Annotated in this window: 24 protein-coding genes; all 24 read left to right on the top strand. The window is 67.3% G+C overall.

The window, feature by feature from the left end:
• Positions 1-35 precede the first annotated feature (35 nt).
• The 24 genes from tuf (at position 36) to rplO (ending at position 14993) form a co-directional block, all read left to right on the top strand.
• Positions 36-1229 (top strand): elongation factor Tu, encoded by a 1194-nt coding sequence (gene tuf, locus OG393_RS12270; protein ID WP_327374689.1) that lies wholly within the window; start codon positions 36-38, stop codon positions 1227-1229.
• 243 nt (positions 1230-1472) lie between these two features.
• Positions 1473-4118 carry an N-acetylmuramoyl-L-alanine amidase gene (locus OG393_RS12265; protein ID WP_327374688.1) on the top strand — a complete coding sequence of 882 codons (2646 nt, stop codon included), beginning with the start codon at positions 1473-1475 and terminating at the stop codon, positions 4116-4118.
• Positions 4119-4325: 207 nt separating this feature from the next.
• A complete protein-coding gene (locus OG393_RS12260) occupies positions 4326-4814 on the top strand; it encodes a hypothetical protein (protein WP_327374687.1) in 489 nt (162 codons plus the stop codon).
• 533 nt (positions 4815-5347) lie between these two features.
• Positions 5348-5656: a 30S ribosomal protein S10 gene (gene rpsJ / locus OG393_RS12255; RefSeq protein WP_003948644.1), complete on the top strand. Its 309-nt coding sequence runs from the start codon at positions 5348-5350 to the stop codon at positions 5654-5656.
• 13 nt (positions 5657-5669) lie between these two features.
• Complete coding sequence (rplC, locus tag OG393_RS12250; RefSeq protein WP_058942728.1) at positions 5670-6314, top strand: 50S ribosomal protein L3; 645 nt, start codon at positions 5670-5672, stop codon at positions 6312-6314.
• A gap of 7 nt (positions 6315-6321) precedes the next feature.
• Positions 6322-6972, top strand: coding sequence for a 50S ribosomal protein L4 (gene rplD, locus OG393_RS12245; protein WP_327374686.1), 651 nt, complete (start codon positions 6322-6324; stop codon positions 6970-6972).
• The gene (gene rplW / locus OG393_RS12240; RefSeq protein ID WP_327374685.1) at positions 6972-7295 is read left to right on the top strand and encodes a 50S ribosomal protein L23; all 324 of its coding nucleotides are present in this window, start codon (positions 6972-6974) and stop codon (positions 7293-7295) included. The genes rplD and rplW overlap by 1 nt, the downstream gene beginning before the upstream one ends.
• A 40-nt stretch (positions 7296-7335) precedes the next feature.
• Positions 7336-8172: a 50S ribosomal protein L2 gene (gene rplB, locus OG393_RS12235; RefSeq protein WP_327374684.1), complete on the top strand. Its 837-nt coding sequence runs from the start codon at positions 7336-7338 to the stop codon at positions 8170-8172.
• A gap of 12 nt (positions 8173-8184) precedes the next feature.
• Positions 8185-8466, top strand: coding sequence for a 30S ribosomal protein S19 (gene rpsS / locus OG393_RS12230; RefSeq protein WP_215069815.1), 282 nt, complete (start codon positions 8185-8187; stop codon positions 8464-8466).
• Between the two features lie 42 nt (positions 8467-8508).
• Positions 8509-8856: a 50S ribosomal protein L22 gene (gene rplV, locus OG393_RS12225; protein WP_058848120.1), complete on the top strand. Its 348-nt coding sequence runs from the start codon at positions 8509-8511 to the stop codon at positions 8854-8856.
• A complete protein-coding gene (gene rpsC, locus OG393_RS12220) occupies positions 8856-9689 on the top strand; it encodes a 30S ribosomal protein S3 (protein WP_327374683.1) in 834 nt (277 codons plus the stop codon). The genes rplV and rpsC overlap by 1 nt, the downstream gene beginning before the upstream one ends.
• Positions 9690-9694: 5 nt before the next feature.
• Complete coding sequence (gene rplP, locus OG393_RS12215) at positions 9695-10114, top strand: 50S ribosomal protein L16 (protein ID WP_015035580.1); 420 nt, start codon at positions 9695-9697, stop codon at positions 10112-10114.
• Positions 10114-10338: a 50S ribosomal protein L29 gene (gene rpmC / locus OG393_RS12210; protein ID WP_017239580.1), complete on the top strand. Its 225-nt coding sequence runs from the start codon at positions 10114-10116 to the stop codon at positions 10336-10338. Before rplP ends, rpmC begins: the two co-directional genes overlap by 1 nt.
• Positions 10338-10619 carry a 30S ribosomal protein S17 gene (gene rpsQ, locus OG393_RS12205; RefSeq protein ID WP_147980755.1) on the top strand — a complete coding sequence of 94 codons (282 nt, stop codon included), beginning with the start codon at positions 10338-10340 and terminating at the stop codon, positions 10617-10619. The genes rpmC and rpsQ overlap by 1 nt, the downstream gene beginning before the upstream one ends.
• 97 nt (positions 10620-10716) lie before the next feature.
• Positions 10717-11085, top strand: a complete 369-nt coding sequence (gene rplN / locus OG393_RS12200; RefSeq protein ID WP_003956455.1) for a 50S ribosomal protein L14 — start codon at positions 10717-10719, stop codon at positions 11083-11085.
• Positions 11086-11087: 2 nt separating this feature from the next.
• Positions 11088-11399: a 50S ribosomal protein L24 gene (gene rplX / locus OG393_RS12195; RefSeq protein WP_137993932.1), complete on the top strand. Its 312-nt coding sequence runs from the start codon at positions 11088-11090 to the stop codon at positions 11397-11399.
• A complete protein-coding gene (gene rplE, locus OG393_RS12190; protein ID WP_019888759.1) occupies positions 11399-11956 on the top strand; it encodes a 50S ribosomal protein L5 in 558 nt (185 codons plus the stop codon). The genes rplX and rplE overlap by 1 nt, the downstream gene beginning before the upstream one ends.
• 5 nt (positions 11957-11961) lie before the next feature.
• Positions 11962-12147, top strand: a complete 186-nt coding sequence (locus OG393_RS12185; protein WP_003948630.1) for a type Z 30S ribosomal protein S14 — start codon at positions 11962-11964, stop codon at positions 12145-12147.
• Between the two features lie 208 nt (positions 12148-12355).
• Positions 12356-12754 (top strand): 30S ribosomal protein S8, encoded by a 399-nt coding sequence (rpsH, locus tag OG393_RS12180; protein WP_006347222.1) that lies wholly within the window; start codon positions 12356-12358, stop codon positions 12752-12754.
• Positions 12755-12775: 21 nt separating this feature from the next.
• Positions 12776-13315, top strand: a complete 540-nt coding sequence (gene rplF, locus OG393_RS12175) for a 50S ribosomal protein L6 (RefSeq protein WP_327374682.1) — start codon at positions 12776-12778, stop codon at positions 13313-13315.
• A gap of 4 nt (positions 13316-13319) precedes the next feature.
• Positions 13320-13703, top strand: coding sequence for a 50S ribosomal protein L18 (gene rplR / locus OG393_RS12170; RefSeq protein ID WP_056651228.1), 384 nt, complete (start codon positions 13320-13322; stop codon positions 13701-13703).
• Positions 13704-13748: 45 nt separating this feature from the next.
• A complete protein-coding gene (gene rpsE, locus OG393_RS12165; protein WP_327374681.1) occupies positions 13749-14354 on the top strand; it encodes a 30S ribosomal protein S5 in 606 nt (201 codons plus the stop codon).
• A complete protein-coding gene (gene rpmD / locus OG393_RS12160; protein WP_005313525.1) occupies positions 14354-14536 on the top strand; it encodes a 50S ribosomal protein L30 in 183 nt (60 codons plus the stop codon). The genes rpsE and rpmD overlap by 1 nt, the downstream gene beginning before the upstream one ends.
• A 1-nt stretch (position 14537) precedes the next feature.
• Positions 14538-14993, top strand: coding sequence for a 50S ribosomal protein L15 (rplO, locus tag OG393_RS12155; RefSeq protein WP_128985125.1), 456 nt, complete (start codon positions 14538-14540; stop codon positions 14991-14993).
• The last annotated feature ends 106 nt before the right edge of the window (positions 14994-15099 follow it).

Below are 15099 nucleotides of genomic sequence, written 5' to 3'. Positions count from 1 at the left end.
AGCAAGGCGTTCAGAACCACTCCAGGAGGACCCCAGTGGCGAAGGCGAAGTTCGAGCGGACTAAGCCGCACGTCAACATCGGCACCATCGGTCACATCGACCACGGTAAGACGACCCTCACGGCCGCCATTACCAAGGTGCTGCACGACGCGTACCCGGACCTGAACGAGGCCTCGGCCTTCGACCAGATCGACAAGGCTCCCGAGGAGCGCCAGCGCGGTATCACCATCTCCATCGCGCACGTCGAGTACCAGACCGAGTCGCGTCACTACGCCCACGTCGACTGCCCCGGTCACGCGGACTACATCAAGAACATGATCACGGGTGCGGCGCAGATGGACGGCGCCATCCTCGTGGTCGCCGCCACCGACGGCCCGATGCCGCAGACCAAGGAGCACGTGCTCCTGGCCCGCCAGGTCGGCGTTCCGTACATCGTCGTCGCCCTGAACAAGGCCGACATGGTGGACGACGAGGAGATCCTGGAGCTCGTCGAGCTCGAGGTGCGTGAGCTCCTCTCCGAGTACGAGTTCCCGGGCGACGACCTGCCGGTCGTCAAGGTCTCGGCGCTCAAGGCGCTCGAGGGCGACAAGGAGTGGGGCCAGTCGGTCCTGAACCTGATGGCCGCCGTCGACGAGGCGATCCCGCAGCCCGAGCGTGACGTCGACAAGCCGTTCCTGATGCCGATCGAGGACGTCTTCACGATCACCGGTCGTGGCACCGTCGTCACCGGTCGTATCGAGCGCGGTATCCTGAAGGTCAACGAGACCGTCGACATCGTCGGTATCAAGCAGGAGAAGACCACCACCACGGTCACCGGCATCGAGATGTTCCGCAAGCTGCTCGACGAGGGCCAGGCCGGTGAGAACGTCGGTCTGCTCCTCCGTGGCATCAAGCGCGAGGACGTCGAGCGCGGCCAGGTCATCATCAAGCCCGGTTCGGTCACGCCGCACACCGAGTTCGAGGCCCAGGCCTACATCCTGTCGAAGGACGAGGGTGGCCGTCACACCCCCTTCTTCAACAACTACCGCCCGCAGTTCTACTTCCGTACCACGGACGTGACCGGCGTCGTGACCCTCCCCGAGGGCACCGAGATGGTCATGCCGGGCGACAACACCTCCATGACCGTCGAGCTGATCCAGCCCGTCGCCATGGAGGAGGGCCTGAAGTTCGCCATCCGTGAGGGTGGCCGGACCGTGGGCGCCGGCCAGGTCACCAAGATCAACAAGTAATTGTCGATCGTCTGACCTGCGCCGCTTCTGACGGAGCGTCATGAGAGGGCCCCCGGCCCGCCGTTCGCGGCGGGTCGGGGGCCCTCGGCCGTTCCGGTGGACTTATGTGACAGGTGTGCCCCCTGTGGTGGGCGTGACAGTAGCTGCCAGTAGCATGCGGACGGTTGGCTATGTCATGTCCATCAAGGGGGAGACAACTTGAGTTCGGGACGTCGAGCACGACGGACGACGAAGGCGACGCGGGTGCGTCGTACCGCGCTGGGGACCGCGGTGGGCGTCCTCGCGGTCCTGGGCTTCCAGGCCGTGGCGAACGGTGCCGGGACCGGGATCGACAAGAACGACGCCAAGGCCGATACGCCCGGGGTCTACAGCTCCTCGGCGGCGCATCGCGCCAAGGGCAGAAGCCAGGTGCACAAGCTGGCGCTGACCGACAAGGGCAAGGGGGAGGCCACCCTGACCCGACGCGCCACCGAGCCGTTCGGTCTCCTCGGCGTCACCTGGACGAACCCCGAGGAGAAGGTCAAGGGCACGATCGAGGCGCGTACCCGAAGCGCCGAGACGGGCAAGTGGTCCGACTGGATCGAGCTCGAGCCGCACCCCGCCGGCATGGACGGGGACCGGCCCGGCGCCCCCGGCTCTACCGAACCGGTGTGGGTCGGCGCGTCCGACGGCGCCGAGGTCCGGGTGAGCGACGGAGCCGCGGCCGGCGTGCTGCCCGCGGGTCTCAAGCTCAACATGGTGGACCCGGGCGGCGTGGGCGCCCAGGCCAAGGACAGGGGCGAACTGAACGCCGAGCCGGCCGCCTTCGCGGCCGAGGACCCGCCGACCACGCCGCCGAGCGTGCCCGGTCCGGCGTCGACCGCTCCGCAGCCGCCCGTCGTCACCCGCGCCCAGTGGGGCGGGACCGAGATCGAGGAGAAGACCCCCGAGCCGGCCCAGTACCTCAGCGGCGGCGAGATCAAGGCGATCTTCGTCCACCACACCACGAGCGCCGCGTACGAGTGCTCGGCCTCGAAGAACGTCGTCCGGAGCATTCTCGACTACCACGTCGACATCGAGAAGTGGCGCGACATCGGCTACAACTTCCTCGTCGACAAGTGCGGCACCGTCTTCGAGGGGCGCAAGGGCGGCATCGACCAGCCCGTGCAGGGAGCGCACACCTACGGCTGGAACTCCCAGTCGACCAGCGTCGCGCTCCTCGGCGACTACACGGACCAGGCCGCGTCCAACGCCGCGCTGGTCTCCGCCTCGCGGGTGGCCGCCTACAAGCTCGGCCAGTACGGCGTCGACCCCGGCGGCAAGAGCACGCTGACCGCGGGCGCCACCCAGACGAACTTCTTCCGTGAGTCCTTCACCAAGGACAGCACCTACAGCTTCGACGCGATCTCCGGGCACCGCAACGGCTTCAACACCCAGTGCCCCGGCAACATGCTGTACCCGCAGCTGCCCACCATCCGGGCCTACGCCACCGGCACCGTCGCCGGTCTGAAGGTCGACTCGCTCTCCGGCGGCGCGACCAAGGCCGGCACCGGCTACGAGACGCCCGGTCCGGTCACGGTCAACTGGTCCACCAGCACCGCGAACTCCCTGATCCACAAGTTCGAGCTGCTCGTGGACGGCCAGGTCGTCGCGTCTCCGGGCGCCGGCGCCCGCAGCGCCACCACCTCGGTCACCGGCTACGGCGCGCACAACGTGGCCGTCCGGGCCACCCACACCTCCGGCAAGGTGACGACCTCCGCGTCGGTCGCCGTGACCGTTCCGGGTCCGAAGACCTTCAAGCCCGTCGCCCCCACCCGTCTGATGGACACCCGTTCGGGTCTCGGTGTGCCGAAGGCCAAGGTCGGGGCCGGCAAGGAAGTGGTCCTCCAGGTCACCGGCGCCAACGGCATCCCGTCCACCGGCGTGGGCGCGGTCGTCCTGAACGTCACGGCGACGAACCCGACCGAGCCCAGCTTCGTGTCGGTCTACCCGAACGGCACCGCCCGCACGGACGCGTCGAACCTCAACTTCACCGCCGGCAAGACGATCCCGAACCTGGTGACCGTCCCGGTGATCGACGGCAAGGTCCGCTTCTACAACCGCAACGGCTCCGTCGACCTGCTCGCCGACATCACGGGCTACTACGTCAAGGACACCAGCGGTTCGACCCACGCCAACCTCGGTCCGCTGCGGATGATGGACACCCGTGAGGGCACCGGTGTACCGAAGGCCAAGGTCGGCGCGTCCGGCGTCGTCGACCTGCAGGTCACCGGTGTCAACGGCGTCCCGGCCACGGGCGTCACGGCCGTCGTCCTGAACGTGACCGCCACCAACGCCACGGCGACCAGCTTCGTGTCGGTGTACCCGGGCGGTACGACCCGGCCGAGCGCGTCGAACCTCAACTTCACCACGGGCCAGACGATCCCGAACCTGGTGGTCGTCCCGGTCGGCGCCAACGGCAAGGTCAGCTTCTACAACCGCGCCGGTTCCGTCGACCTGCTGGCCGACGTGACGGGGTACTTCTCCTCCGGCCCGGCGGGCGCCTCCCACATCAACCTCGGTCCGCTGCGGATGATGGACACCCGCTCGGGCCTCGGCGTCGCGAAGGCCAAGGTCGGCGCGGGCGGCGTGGTGAACCTGCAGGTCACCGGTGTCAACGGCGTCCCGGCCACGGGCGTGACGGCCGTCGTCCTGAACGTGACGGCGACCGGCCCGACGGCGACCAGCTTCGTGTCGGTGTACCCGGGCGGTACGACCCGGCCGAGCGCGTCGAACCTCAACTTCACCGCCGGCCTGACGATCCCGAACCTGGTGGTCGTCCCGGTCGGCGCGGACGGCAAGGTGAGCTTCTACAACCACAACGGTTCCGTCGACCTGCTGGCCGACGTCACCGGATACTTCATCAAGTGATCTGATCCCAGGCCGTGTTCGGGCCCGTCTCCCCGTCAGGGGAGGCGGGCCTCCGCCGTTTCCACGGGGCGCCACGGCCCTGCCTCAGCCCTGGTGGCGGCGGGACGGCTTCCGGCGGGTGCGCCGGGCCCGACCCCGGCCGCCCTCGTCGCGAGATGACCACGCCGCCCACCTATCGATCCCCGGCAGCGGGACCTGCGCGGGTGGATGGACCAGGCGCTCCGCGAGCCGACGGAGAAGCGCGATCCGCTGTTCTGGTTCAGCCGCTTCGATCCGGCCGAGGTCCGGCTGGTCGGCGACGTGGTCAAGACCCGGGGGCGGATGACGTTCGGCGAGGGCGACCGGCCCGGCACGGTGCGGATGACGGCCGACTACACCTTCGTCTACCCCCTGGTGAAGGCGCGGCCGGGGGCGGACCAGGTGGTGCGGACGATCGTCCGCCGCACCCTGGCCGTGGACGTGCTGGACCCGGCGGAATGGCAGGTGACGCCGGGGAAGCTCCGGCTTACGGAGTACCTGTTCGAGGCGGCCGACAGCTCCTGTTCGCGTACCGACGGCTATCTGCACCCTGAGTTCGACGAGGACGTCCGGGAGGTGCTTCCCTCGGGCGAGGCCGTGGACCCGTACGACCGCAGCCGGCCGCAGGCCAGGGTCGGTGAGGACGAGGCGGACTGTCGCCCGGTGGCGCGGGTCTGAGCGGTCCCCGGGGGGCGGGGGAGCGGACGGCGGGGACGAGTGCCGGACGGCGGAACAGGTGGGCGCGGCGGGCGTGCGGGGCGTCCCCCCGGCGGTGTTCTCGCACGGGCCGGTTCCGCGCTCCCGCGGAGCGGGTGGCCCGCGTGTACCCCGACGTGACGTGGGGTACAGTCTTCCGCCCCGATTGGCGGCCGGATGCCCCCGTATGGCAGACTGTCGGGGTTGCTCGGTTGAGTGCCGATGCTGCGCGCCTCCCGTCGGGAGGACCGGAAGCGAGTCCCACAGTACTCGTCGACCCCTCGGGTCGGACGTACGGGAATCTTCTGGGAAGCGTCAGCGGGGTGCCGGCCAGGCACTCGGTGGGTGTTCTGCCCCCGGCTCGCGGTTCTGCTACCGCGCCCCCTTGGTTGGGAGATCCTTAGGGATCTCTGCGTAGAGGGAGTGCGACACGCCCGACCGCGTGGGTCGGAGGTGGAGGACAGGAGAGCCCCCGAGTTCCAGAGCGTTACGAGAGACAGGACTACTGAGTAGCCATGGCGGGACAGAAGATCCGCATCCGGCTCAAGGCCTACGACCACGAGGTCATCGACTCCTCGGCGAAGAAGATCGTCGAGACGGTGACCCGCACTGGTGCGTCGGTCGCGGGCCCGGTGCCGCTGCCCACTGAGAAGAACGTGTACTGCGTCATCAAGTCGCCGCACAAGTACAAGGACTCGCGCGAGCACTTCGAGATGCGCACGCACAAGCGCCTCATCGACATCCTCGACCCCACGCCGAAGACGGTCGACTCGCTCATGCGTCTCGACCTGCCGGCGGGCGTCGACATCGAGATCAAGCTCTGAGGTGACGCGCGAGATGGCAAAGAACATTAAGGGCGTCCTGGGCGAGAAGCTCGGCATGACCCAGGTCTGGGACGAGAACAACCGGGTCGTCCCGGTCACCGTCGTCAAGGCCGGGCCGTGCGTCGTCACCCAGGTCCGCACCAACGACATCGACGGCTACGAGTCGGTCCAGATCGCCTTCGGCGAGATCGACCCGCGCAAGGTGAACAAGCCCCTCAAGGGCCACTTCGCCAAGGCCGACGTCACCCCGCGCCGCCACCTGGTGGAGCTGCGTACCGCTGACGCCAGCGAGTACACGCTCGGCCAGGAGATCACCGCTGCCGTGTTCGAGTCGGGCGTCAAGGTCGACGTCACCGGCAAGAGCAAGGGCAAGGGCTTCGCCGGTGTCATGAAGCGTCACAACTTCAAGGGCCTCGGCGCCGGTCACGGCACCCAGCGCAAGCACCGCTCTCCCGGCTCCATCGGTGGCTGCGCCACCCCGGGCCGTGTGTTCAAGGGCCTCCGCATGGCGGGCCGCATGGGCAACGAGCGGGTCACCACCCAGAACCTGACCGTCCACGCCGTTGACGCGGAGAAGGGTCTGCTGCTCATCAAGGGCGCGGTCCCCGGTCCGAACGGCGGCCTCGTCCTGGTCCGTACCGCGGCCAAGGGGGCCTGAGGTAACGATGAGCACCATTGACATCCTTTCGCCGGCAGGCGACAAGGCCGGTACCGTCGAGCTCCCCTCGGAGATCTTCGGCGCGAAGGTCAGCATTCCGCTGATCCACCAGGTCGTCGTCGCGCAGCTGGCCGCGGCCCGTCAGGGCACGCACAAGACCAAGACCCGTGGCGAAGTCCGCGGTGGTGGCAAGAAGCCCTACCGCCAGAAGGGCACCGGCCGCGCCCGTCAGGGTTCGACCCGCGCCCCGCAGTTCGCCGGTGGTGGCGTCGTGCACGGTCCCGTGCCGCGTGACTACTCCCAGCGGACCCCGAAGAAGATGAAGGCCGCCGCCCTGCGCGGTGCCCTGTCGGACCGGGCGACCCACTCCCGCATCCACGTCGTCACCGGCGTGGTCGAGGGCGAGGTCTCCACCAAGGCCGCCAAGACGCTGCTCGGCAAGATCTCGGAGCGCAAGAACCTGCTCCTGATCGCCGAGCGCACCGACGAGGCCGCGTGGCTGTCCGCCCGCAACCTGCCCCAGGTGCACATCCTGGAGCCGGGCCAGCTCAACACGTACGACGTGATGCGATCCGACGACGTGGTCTTCACCCAGGCCGCCCTCGAGTCCTTCGTGTCTGGCCCCAAGGCCGATGACAACGAAGGGAGCGAGGCCTGATGTCCGAGGCCACGATCACCAGCAAGACCTTCACGGACCCGCGCGACGTCCTCGTCAAGCCGGTTGTCTCCGAGAAGAGCTACGCCCTGCTGGACGAGAACAAGTACACGTTCATCGTCGCGCCCGGCTCCAACAAGACCCAGATCAAGCAGGCCGTCGAGGCGGTCTTCTCGGTCAAGGTCACCGGGGTCAACACGATCAACCGCCAGGGCAAGCGCAAGCGCACCCGCACCGGTTTCGGCAAGCGCGCCAACACCAAGCGCGCCATCGTGACCCTTGCCGAGGGCGACCGTATCGACATCTTCGGCGGTCCGACCGCCTAAGGGCGGTCTGGATCGTCCGGAATCGGACGAGGACTGAGAAATGGGTATCCGCAAGTACAAGCCGACGACCCCGGGCCGTCGTGGCTCCAGCGTCGCCGACTTTGTCGAGATCACGCGGTCCACGCCGGAGAAGTCGCTGGTCCGCCCTCTGCACAGCAAGGGTGGCCGTAACAACACCGGTCGTGTGACCGTCCGTCACCAGGGCGGTGGCCACAAGCGCGCCTACCGCGTGATCGACTTCCGTCGTCACGACAAGGACGGCGTGCCGGCCAAGGTCGCTCACATCGAGTACGACCCCAACCGCACCGCGCGTATCGCGCTGCTCCACTACGTGGACGGCGAGAAGCGCTACATCATCGCCCCGCGCGGCCTCGCGCAGGGCGACCGGGTCGAGAACGGCCCCGGCGCCGACATCAAGCCCGGCAACAACCTGGCCCTCCGCAACATCCCGGTCGGTACCACGATCCACGCGATCGAGCTCCGTCCCGGCGGTGGCGCCAAGTTCGCCCGTTCCGCGGGTGCCTCCGTGCAGCTGCTCGCGAAGGAGGGCCAGATGGCCCACCTGCGCATGCCGTCCGGCGAGATCCGTCTGGTCGACGTCCGCTGCCGCGCCACCATCGGCGAGGTCGGTAACGCCGAGCAGTCGAACATCAACTGGGGCAAGGCCGGCCGTAAGCGCTGGCTGGGCGTTCGCCCGACCGTTCGCGGTGTGGCGATGAACCCGGTCGACCACCCGCACGGTGGTGGTGAGGGCAAGACCTCCGGTGGTCGCCACCCGGTCTCCCCGTGGGGTCAGAAGGAGGGTCGTACGCGTTCTCCCAAGAAGGCGAGCAACAAGTACATCGTCCGCCGCCGCAAGACGAACAAGAAGCGCTAGGAGCGGGTTTAGATGCCGCGCAGTCTCAAGAAGGGGCCCTTCGTCGACGACCACCTCGTAAAGAAGGTGGATGTCCAGAACGAAGCCGGCACCAAGAACGTCATCAAGACCTGGTCCCGTCGCTCGATGATCATCCCGGCCATGCTCGGCCACACGATCGCGGTGCACAACGGCAAGACCCACATTCCGGTGTTTGTCACCGAGTCGATGGTCGGCCACAAGCTCGGCGAGTTCTCGCCGACGCGCACCTTCCGGGGTCACGTGAAGGACGACCGGAAGTCGAAGCGCCGCTAGTAGCGGGGTGGAATGACCATGACAGACACTGGAAGGACAACCATGGAAGCCAGGGCCCAGGCGCGGTACATCCGCGTCACGCCCATGAAGGCCCGCCGCGTGGTGGACCTTATCCGTGGCATGGACGCCACGGAGGCTCAGGCGGTCCTGCGTTTCGCCCCGCAGGCCGCGAGCGTGCCGGTCGGCAAGGTGCTGGACAGCGCCATCGCCAACGCCGCGCACAACTACGACCACAGTGACGCCTCTTCGCTGTTCATCAGCGAGGCGTACGTGGATGAGGGCCCGACCCTGAAGCGGTTCCGGCCGCGTGCCCAGGGCCGTGCCTACCGGATCCGTAAGCGGACCAGCCACATCACCGTGGTCGTCAGCAGCAAGGAAGGAACCCGGTAATGGGCCAGAAGGTTAACCCGCATGGGTTCCGGCTCGGCATCACCACCGACTTCAAGTCGCGTTGGTACGCCGACAAGCTGTACAAGGACTACGTCAAGGAAGACGTCGCCATCCGCCGGATGCTGACGTCCGGCATGGAGCGCGCGGGCATCTCGAAGGTCGAGATCGAGCGCACCCGTGACCGCGTCCGCGTGGACATCCACACGGCTCGCCCGGGCATTGTCATCGGTCGCCGCGGCGCCGAGGCCGACAAGATCCGTGGCCAGCTCGAGAAGCTGACCGGCAAGCAGGTCCAGCTGAACATCCTCGAGGTCAAGAACCCCGAGGTCGACGCTCAGCTCGTGGCCCAGGCCGTCGCTGAGCAGCTGTCCTCCCGCGTCTCCTTCCGTCGGGCCATGCGTAAGAGCATGCAGTCCGCCATGAAGGCCGGCGCCAAGGGCATCAAGATCCAGTGTGGTGGTCGTCTCGGCGGTGCCGAGATGTCCCGCTCGGAGTTCTACCGCGAGGGTCGTGTGCCGCTGCACACGCTGCGCGCGAACGTCGAGTACGGCTTCTTCGAGGCCAAGACGACCTTCGGCCGCATCGGCGTGAAGGTCTGGATCTACAAGGGCGACGTCAAGAACATCGCCGAGGTCCGCGCCGAGAACGCTGCTGCCCGCGCCGGCAACCGCCCGGCCCGTGGCGGCGCTGACCGCCCGGCCGGCCGCGGTGGCCGGGGCGGCGAGCGTGGCGGTCGCGGTCGCAAGCCGCAGCAGGCTCAGGCTGCCGAGGCCCCCAAGGCCGAGGCTTCCGCCGCCGCTCCGGCTGCTGAGAGCACCGGAACGGAGGCCTGACCGAAATGCTGATCCCCCGTAGGGTCAAGCACCGCAAGCAGCACCACCCGAAGCGCAGCGGTATGTCCAAGGGTGGTACGCAGGTTGCGTTCGGCGAGTACGGCATCCAGGCCCTCACTCCGGCGTACGTGACCAACCGCCAGATCGAGGCGGCCCGTATCGCGATGACCCGCCACATCAAGCGTGGCGGCAAGGTCTGGATCAACATCTACCCGGACCGCCCGCTGACGAAGAAGCCTGCCGAGACCCGCATGGGTTCCGGTAAGGGTTCGCCGGAGTGGTGGATCGCGAACGTCAAGCCCGGTCGGGTGATGTTCGAGCTGTCCTACCCGAACGAGAAGATCGCGCGTGAGGCCCTGACTCGTGCGGCCCACAAGCTGCCGATGAAGTGCAAGATCGTCAAGCGCGAGGCAGGTGAGCTGTGATGTCGGCCGGTACCAAGGCGTCCGAGCTGCGCGAGCTGGGCAACGAGGAGCTTCTCAACAAGCTCCGCGAGGCCAAGGAAGAGCTGTTCAACCTCCGCTTCCAGGCGGCGACGGGCCAGCTCGAGAACCACGGTCGGCTCAAGTCCGTCCGTAAGGACATCGCCCGGATCTACACCCTGATGCGCGAGCGCGAGCTGGGCATCGAGACGGTGGAGAACGCCTGATGAGCGAGAACAACGTGACTGAGAAGACCGAGCGCAACGCCCGCAAGGTCCGTGAGGGCCTCGTCGTCAGCGACAAGATGGACAAGACCGTCGTCGTCGCTGTCGAGGACCGCGTCAAGCACGCGCTGTACGGCAAGGTCATCCGCCGTACCAACAAGCTCAAGGCTCACGACGAGCAGAACGCTGCCGGCGTCGGCGACCGCGTCCTCCTGATGGAGACGCGCAAGCTGTCCGCCTCGAAGCACTGGCGCGTCGTCGAGATCCTCGAGAAGGCCAAGTAATTACCCGAGGGGTTTTCCTCGGGTCGGTTCCGCCAGGCTCGGCCGGGGCTTCAGCTGAAGCCCCGGCCGGGAACCGGCAGACAATCAGGAGATAGACGTGATCCAGCAGGAGTCGCGACTGCGTGTCGCCGACAACACTGGTGCCAAGGAGATCCTTTGCATCCGTGTTCTCGGTGGCTCCGGTCGCCGCTACGCGGGCATCGGTGACGTCATCGTCGCCACCGTCAAGGACGCGATCCCCGGTGGCAACGTGAAGAAGGGTGACGTCGTCAAGGCGGTCATCGTTCGCACCGTCAAGGAGCGCCGCCGCCAGGACGGCTCGTACATCCGCTTCGACGAGAACGCCGCTGTCATTCTCAAGAACGACGGCGACCCTCGTGGCACCCGTATCTTCGGCCCCGTCGGCCGTGAGCTGCGCGAGAAGAAGTTCATGAAGATCATCTCGCTCGCGCCGGAGGTGCTGTAAGCATGAAGATCAAGAAGGGCGACCTGGTCCAGGTCATCACCGGCAAGGACAAGGGCAAGCAGGGCAAGGTCATCGCGGCCTTCCCCCGCGAGGACCGTGTCCTGGTCGAGGGTGTCAACCGGGTCAAGAAGCACACCAAGGCCGGCCCCTCGCAGGCCGGTGGCATCGTCACGACCGAGGCCCCTGTCCACGTGAGCAACGTTCAGCTCGTCGTGGAGAAGGACGGCAAGAAGGTCGTCACGCGCGTCGGTTACCGCTTCGACGACGAGGGCAACAAGATCCGCGTTGCCAAGCGGACGGGTGAGGACATCTGATGGCTACCACCACCACTCCGCGTCTCAAGACGAAGTACCGCGAGGAGATCGCGGGCAAGCTGCGTGAGGAGTTCTCCTACGAGAACGTCATGCAGGTTCCCGGCCTCGTCAAGATCGTGGTCAACATGGGTGTGGGCGACGCCGCCCGCGACTCCAAGCTGATCGAGGGCGCCATCCGCGACCTCACCACGATCACCGGTCAGAAGCCGGCCGTCACCAAGGCCCGCAAGTCCATCGCGCAGTTCAAGCTGCGCGAGGGTCAGCCGATCGGTGCCCACGTCACGCTCCGTGGCGACCGCATGTGGGAGTTCCTGGACCGCACCCTGTCGCTCGCGCTCCCGCGCATCCGCGACTTCCGTGGTCTGTCCCCCAAGCAGTTCGACGGGCGTGGCAACTACACCTTCGGTCTCACGGAGCAGGTCATGTTCCACGAGATCGACCAGGACAAGATCGACCGTGTCCGGGGTATGGACATCACCGTGGTGACCACGGCGACCAACGACGACGAGGGCCGTGCCCTTCTGCGTCACCTCGGCTTCCCGTTCAAGGAGGCGTAAGCGAGATGGCGAAGAAGGCTCTCATCGCGAAGGCTGCCCGCAAGCCCAAGTTCGGCGTGCGGGGCTACACGCGCTGCCAGCGCTGTGGTCGTCCCCACTCCGTGTACCGCAAGTTCGGCCTGTGCCGCGTGTGCCTTCGTGAGATGGCTCACCGTGGCGAGCTGCCGGGCGTGACCAAGAGCTCCTGGTAATCCCTTCGTTGGGATGACCGGAGTCTCTCGGTAAGTAAAGGGTTGGTGGGTGTCCACCCCTCCATGGCTTAGGCTAGGAGGGTTGGGCGTCCGCCGCCCTACCGACTTACTACGCCGTAGGTCCCCGCGCCGCACCCGTCCCGCCCCTGTGTGGGGAGAGGGATGGCGCATACAGGAAACCCCGGCGAGAGAGGCCGAAGGCCAATTCATGACCATGACTGATCCGATCGCAGACATGCTCACGCGTCTGCGTAACGCGAACTCGGCGTACCACGACTCCGTGACGATGCCGCACAGCAAGATCAAGTCTCACATCGCGGAAATCCTCCAGCAGGAGGGCTTCATCACGGGCTGGAAGGTCGAGGACGCCGAGGTCGGCAAGAACCTCGTTCTCGAGCTCAAGTTCGGTCCGAACCGTGAGCGCTCCATCGCGGGCATCAAGCGGATCTCGAAGCCGGGCCTCCGGGTTTACGCGAAGTCCACCAACCTGCCGAAGGTCCTCGGCGGTCTGGGCGTGGCGATCATCTCCACGTCCCACGGCCTCCTGACCGGCCAGCAGGCGCAGAAGAAGGGCGTGGGTGGGGAAGTCCTCGCCTACGTCTGGTAGCCGGGAACGGAGGAATAGCTAATGTCGCGTATTGGCAAGCTCCCCATCACGGTTCCCGCCGGCGTGGACGTCACCATCGAGGGCCGCACGGTCACGGTCAAGGGTTCCAAGGGTTCCCTGACCCACACCGTCGCCGCGCCGATCGAGATCGTTAAGGGCGAGGACGGCGTTCTGTCCGTCACGCGTCCGAACGACGAGCGTCAGAACAAGGCCCTGCACGGCCTGTCCCGCACGCTGGTGGCCAACATGATCACCGGTGTGACCCAGGGGTACACGAAGGCGCTCGAGATCAGCGGTGTCGGTTACCGCGTGGCCGCGAAGGGCTCCAACCTGGAGTTCCAGCTCGGCTACAGCCACCCGATCCTGGTGGAGGCGCCCGAGGGCATCTCCTTCAAGGTCGAGTCGCCGACCAAGTTCTCGGTCGAGGGCATCGACAAGCAGAAGGTCGGCGAGGTCGCCGCCAACATCCGCAAGCTGCGCAAGCCCGACCCGTACAAGGCCAAGGGCGTGAAGTACGCGGGCGAGGTCATCCGCCGCAAGGTCGGAAAGGCTGGTAAGTAGAGCCATGGCATACGGTGTGAAGATCGCCAAGGGCGACGCCTACAAGGGCGCTGCCAAGAAGCGCCGCCACATCCGCATCCGCAAGAACGTGTCGGGTACGGCGGAGCGTCCGCGCCTCGTCGTGACGCGTTCCAACCGCGGTATCACCGCTCAGGTCATCGACGACCTCAAGGGCCACACCCTTGCGTCGGCGTCGACCCTGGACGCGTCGATCCGTGGCGGCGAGGGTGACAAGTCCGCGCAGGCCAAGCAGGTCGGTTCCCTGGTCGCCGAGCGCGCCAAGGCCGCCGGCGTCGAGGCCGTCGTGTTCGACCGTGGTGGCAACAGGTACGCCGGGCGCATTGCCGCTCTGGCTGACGCCGCCCGCGAGGCCGGGCTGAAGTTCTGAGCCCCGGTTCCGGGACTAACGGACGTAACAGAGAGAGGTAATCCAATGGCTGGACCCCAGCGCCGCGGAAGCGGTGCCGGTGGCGGCGAGCGGCGGGACCGGAAGGGTCGCGACGGTGGCGCCGCTGCCGCCGAGAAGACCGCGTACGTTGAGCGCGTTGTCGCGATCAACCGCGTCGCCAAGGTTGTGAAGGGTGGTCGTCGCTTCAGCTTCACCGCGCTGGTCGTGGTGGGCGACGGTGACGGCACCGTCGGTGTCGGCTACGGCAAGGCCAAGGAGGTGCCGGCCGCCATCGCCAAGGGTGTGGAGGAGGCCAAGAAGCACTTCTTCAAGGTCCCCCGTATCCAGGGCACCATCCCCCACCCGATCCAGGGCGAGAAGGCCGCGGGCGTCGTTCTGCTCAAGCCTGCTTCCCCCGGTACCGGTGTGATCGCCGGTGGCCCGGTGCGAGCCGTGCTCGAGTGCGCGGGCGTGCACGACATCCTGTCGAAGTCGCTCGGCTCCGACAACGCGATCAACATCGTGCACGCGACCGTGGCGGCCCTGCGGGGTCTGCAGCGTCCCGAGGAGATCGCGGCCCGCCGCGGTCTGCCCCTCGAGGACGTCGCCCCCGCGGCTCTGCTCCGTGCGCGTGCGGGAGCGGGTGCGTAATGGCCCGCCTCAAGATCACGCAGACGAAGTCGTACATCGGCAGCAAGCAGAACCACCGTGACACTCTGCGTTCGCTCGGGCTCAAGCGCCTGAACGACGTGGTCGTCAAGGAGGATCGTCCCGAGTTCCGCGGCATGGTGCACACCGTCCGCCACCTCGTGACGGTCGAGGAGGTCGACTGACATGGCGGAGAACAACCCGCTCAAGGTCCACAACCTCCGTCCCGCCCCGGGCGCCAAGACCGCCAAGACCCGTGTGGGTCGTGGTGAGGCGTCGAAGGGTAAGACGGCCGGTCGTGGTACGAAGGGCACCAAGGCCCGTTACCAGGTTCCGGAGCGCTTCGAGGGTGGGCAGATGCCCCTCCACATGCGTCTCCCGAAGCTCAAGGGCTTCAAGAACCCGTTCCGCACCGAGTACCAGGTCGTGAACCTGGACAAGCTGGCCGCGCTCTACCCGCAGGGTGGCGAGGTCACGGTGGCCGATCTGGTCGCCAAGGGTGCGGTTCGTAAGAACCAGCTCGTCAAGGTCCTTGGCCAGGGCGAGGTCTCCGTGGCGCTGCAGGTGACGGTCGACGCCGTCTCCGGCTCCGCCAAGGAGAAGATCGCCGCTGCCGGCGGCACCGTCACCGAGCTCGTCTGAGACGACTCGATGGCATGAACATCCGACCGGGGATGCCTCTCAAAAGGGGCATCCCCGGTTGGTCGTTCCTAGGGGGGCATGGTCGCCGGTAAGGTGGCGTGCATGT

It is taken from the genome of Streptomyces sp. NBC_01216 (genome assembly GCF_035994945.1).
Classification (GTDB): Bacteria; Actinomycetota; Actinomycetes; order Streptomycetales; family Streptomycetaceae; genus Streptomyces.
Note: the sequence above shows the minus strand (reverse complement) of the source record. Positions and strands in the feature narration are given on the sequence as shown.

Coding starts and splice junctions, on each gene's coding strand:
- OG393_RS12260 (WP_327374687.1), top strand. CDS start 4,326: ATGGACCAGGCGCTCCGCGAGCCGACGGAGAAGCGCGATCCGCTGTTC.
- rpsJ (WP_003948644.1), top strand. CDS start 5,348: ATGGCGGGACAGAAGATCCGCATCCGGCTCAAGGCCTACGACCACGAG.
- rplC (WP_058942728.1), top strand. CDS start 5,670: ATGGCAAAGAACATTAAGGGCGTCCTGGGCGAGAAGCTCGGCATGACC.
- rplD (WP_327374686.1), top strand. CDS start 6,322: ATGAGCACCATTGACATCCTTTCGCCGGCAGGCGACAAGGCCGGTACC.
- rplW (WP_327374685.1), top strand. CDS start 6,972: ATGTCCGAGGCCACGATCACCAGCAAGACCTTCACGGACCCGCGCGAC.
- rplB (WP_327374684.1), top strand. CDS start 7,336: ATGGGTATCCGCAAGTACAAGCCGACGACCCCGGGCCGTCGTGGCTCC.
- rpsS (WP_215069815.1), top strand. CDS start 8,185: ATGCCGCGCAGTCTCAAGAAGGGGCCCTTCGTCGACGACCACCTCGTA.
- rplV (WP_058848120.1), top strand. CDS start 8,509: ATGGAAGCCAGGGCCCAGGCGCGGTACATCCGCGTCACGCCCATGAAG.
- rpsC (WP_327374683.1), top strand. CDS start 8,856: ATGGGCCAGAAGGTTAACCCGCATGGGTTCCGGCTCGGCATCACCACC.
- rplP (WP_015035580.1), top strand. CDS start 9,695: ATGCTGATCCCCCGTAGGGTCAAGCACCGCAAGCAGCACCACCCGAAG.
- rpmC (WP_017239580.1), top strand. CDS start 10,114: ATGTCGGCCGGTACCAAGGCGTCCGAGCTGCGCGAGCTGGGCAACGAG.
- rpsQ (WP_147980755.1), top strand. CDS start 10,338: ATGAGCGAGAACAACGTGACTGAGAAGACCGAGCGCAACGCCCGCAAG.
- rplX (WP_137993932.1), top strand. CDS start 11,088: ATGAAGATCAAGAAGGGCGACCTGGTCCAGGTCATCACCGGCAAGGAC.
- rplE (WP_019888759.1), top strand. CDS start 11,399: ATGGCTACCACCACCACTCCGCGTCTCAAGACGAAGTACCGCGAGGAG.
- OG393_RS12185 (WP_003948630.1), top strand. CDS start 11,962: ATGGCGAAGAAGGCTCTCATCGCGAAGGCTGCCCGCAAGCCCAAGTTC.
- rpsH (WP_006347222.1), top strand. CDS start 12,356: ATGACCATGACTGATCCGATCGCAGACATGCTCACGCGTCTGCGTAAC.
- rplF (WP_327374682.1), top strand. CDS start 12,776: ATGTCGCGTATTGGCAAGCTCCCCATCACGGTTCCCGCCGGCGTGGAC.
- rplR (WP_056651228.1), top strand. CDS start 13,320: ATGGCATACGGTGTGAAGATCGCCAAGGGCGACGCCTACAAGGGCGCT.
- rpsE (WP_327374681.1), top strand. CDS start 13,749: ATGGCTGGACCCCAGCGCCGCGGAAGCGGTGCCGGTGGCGGCGAGCGG.
- rpmD (WP_005313525.1), top strand. CDS start 14,354: ATGGCCCGCCTCAAGATCACGCAGACGAAGTCGTACATCGGCAGCAAG.
- rplO (WP_128985125.1), top strand. CDS start 14,538: ATGGCGGAGAACAACCCGCTCAAGGTCCACAACCTCCGTCCCGCCCCG.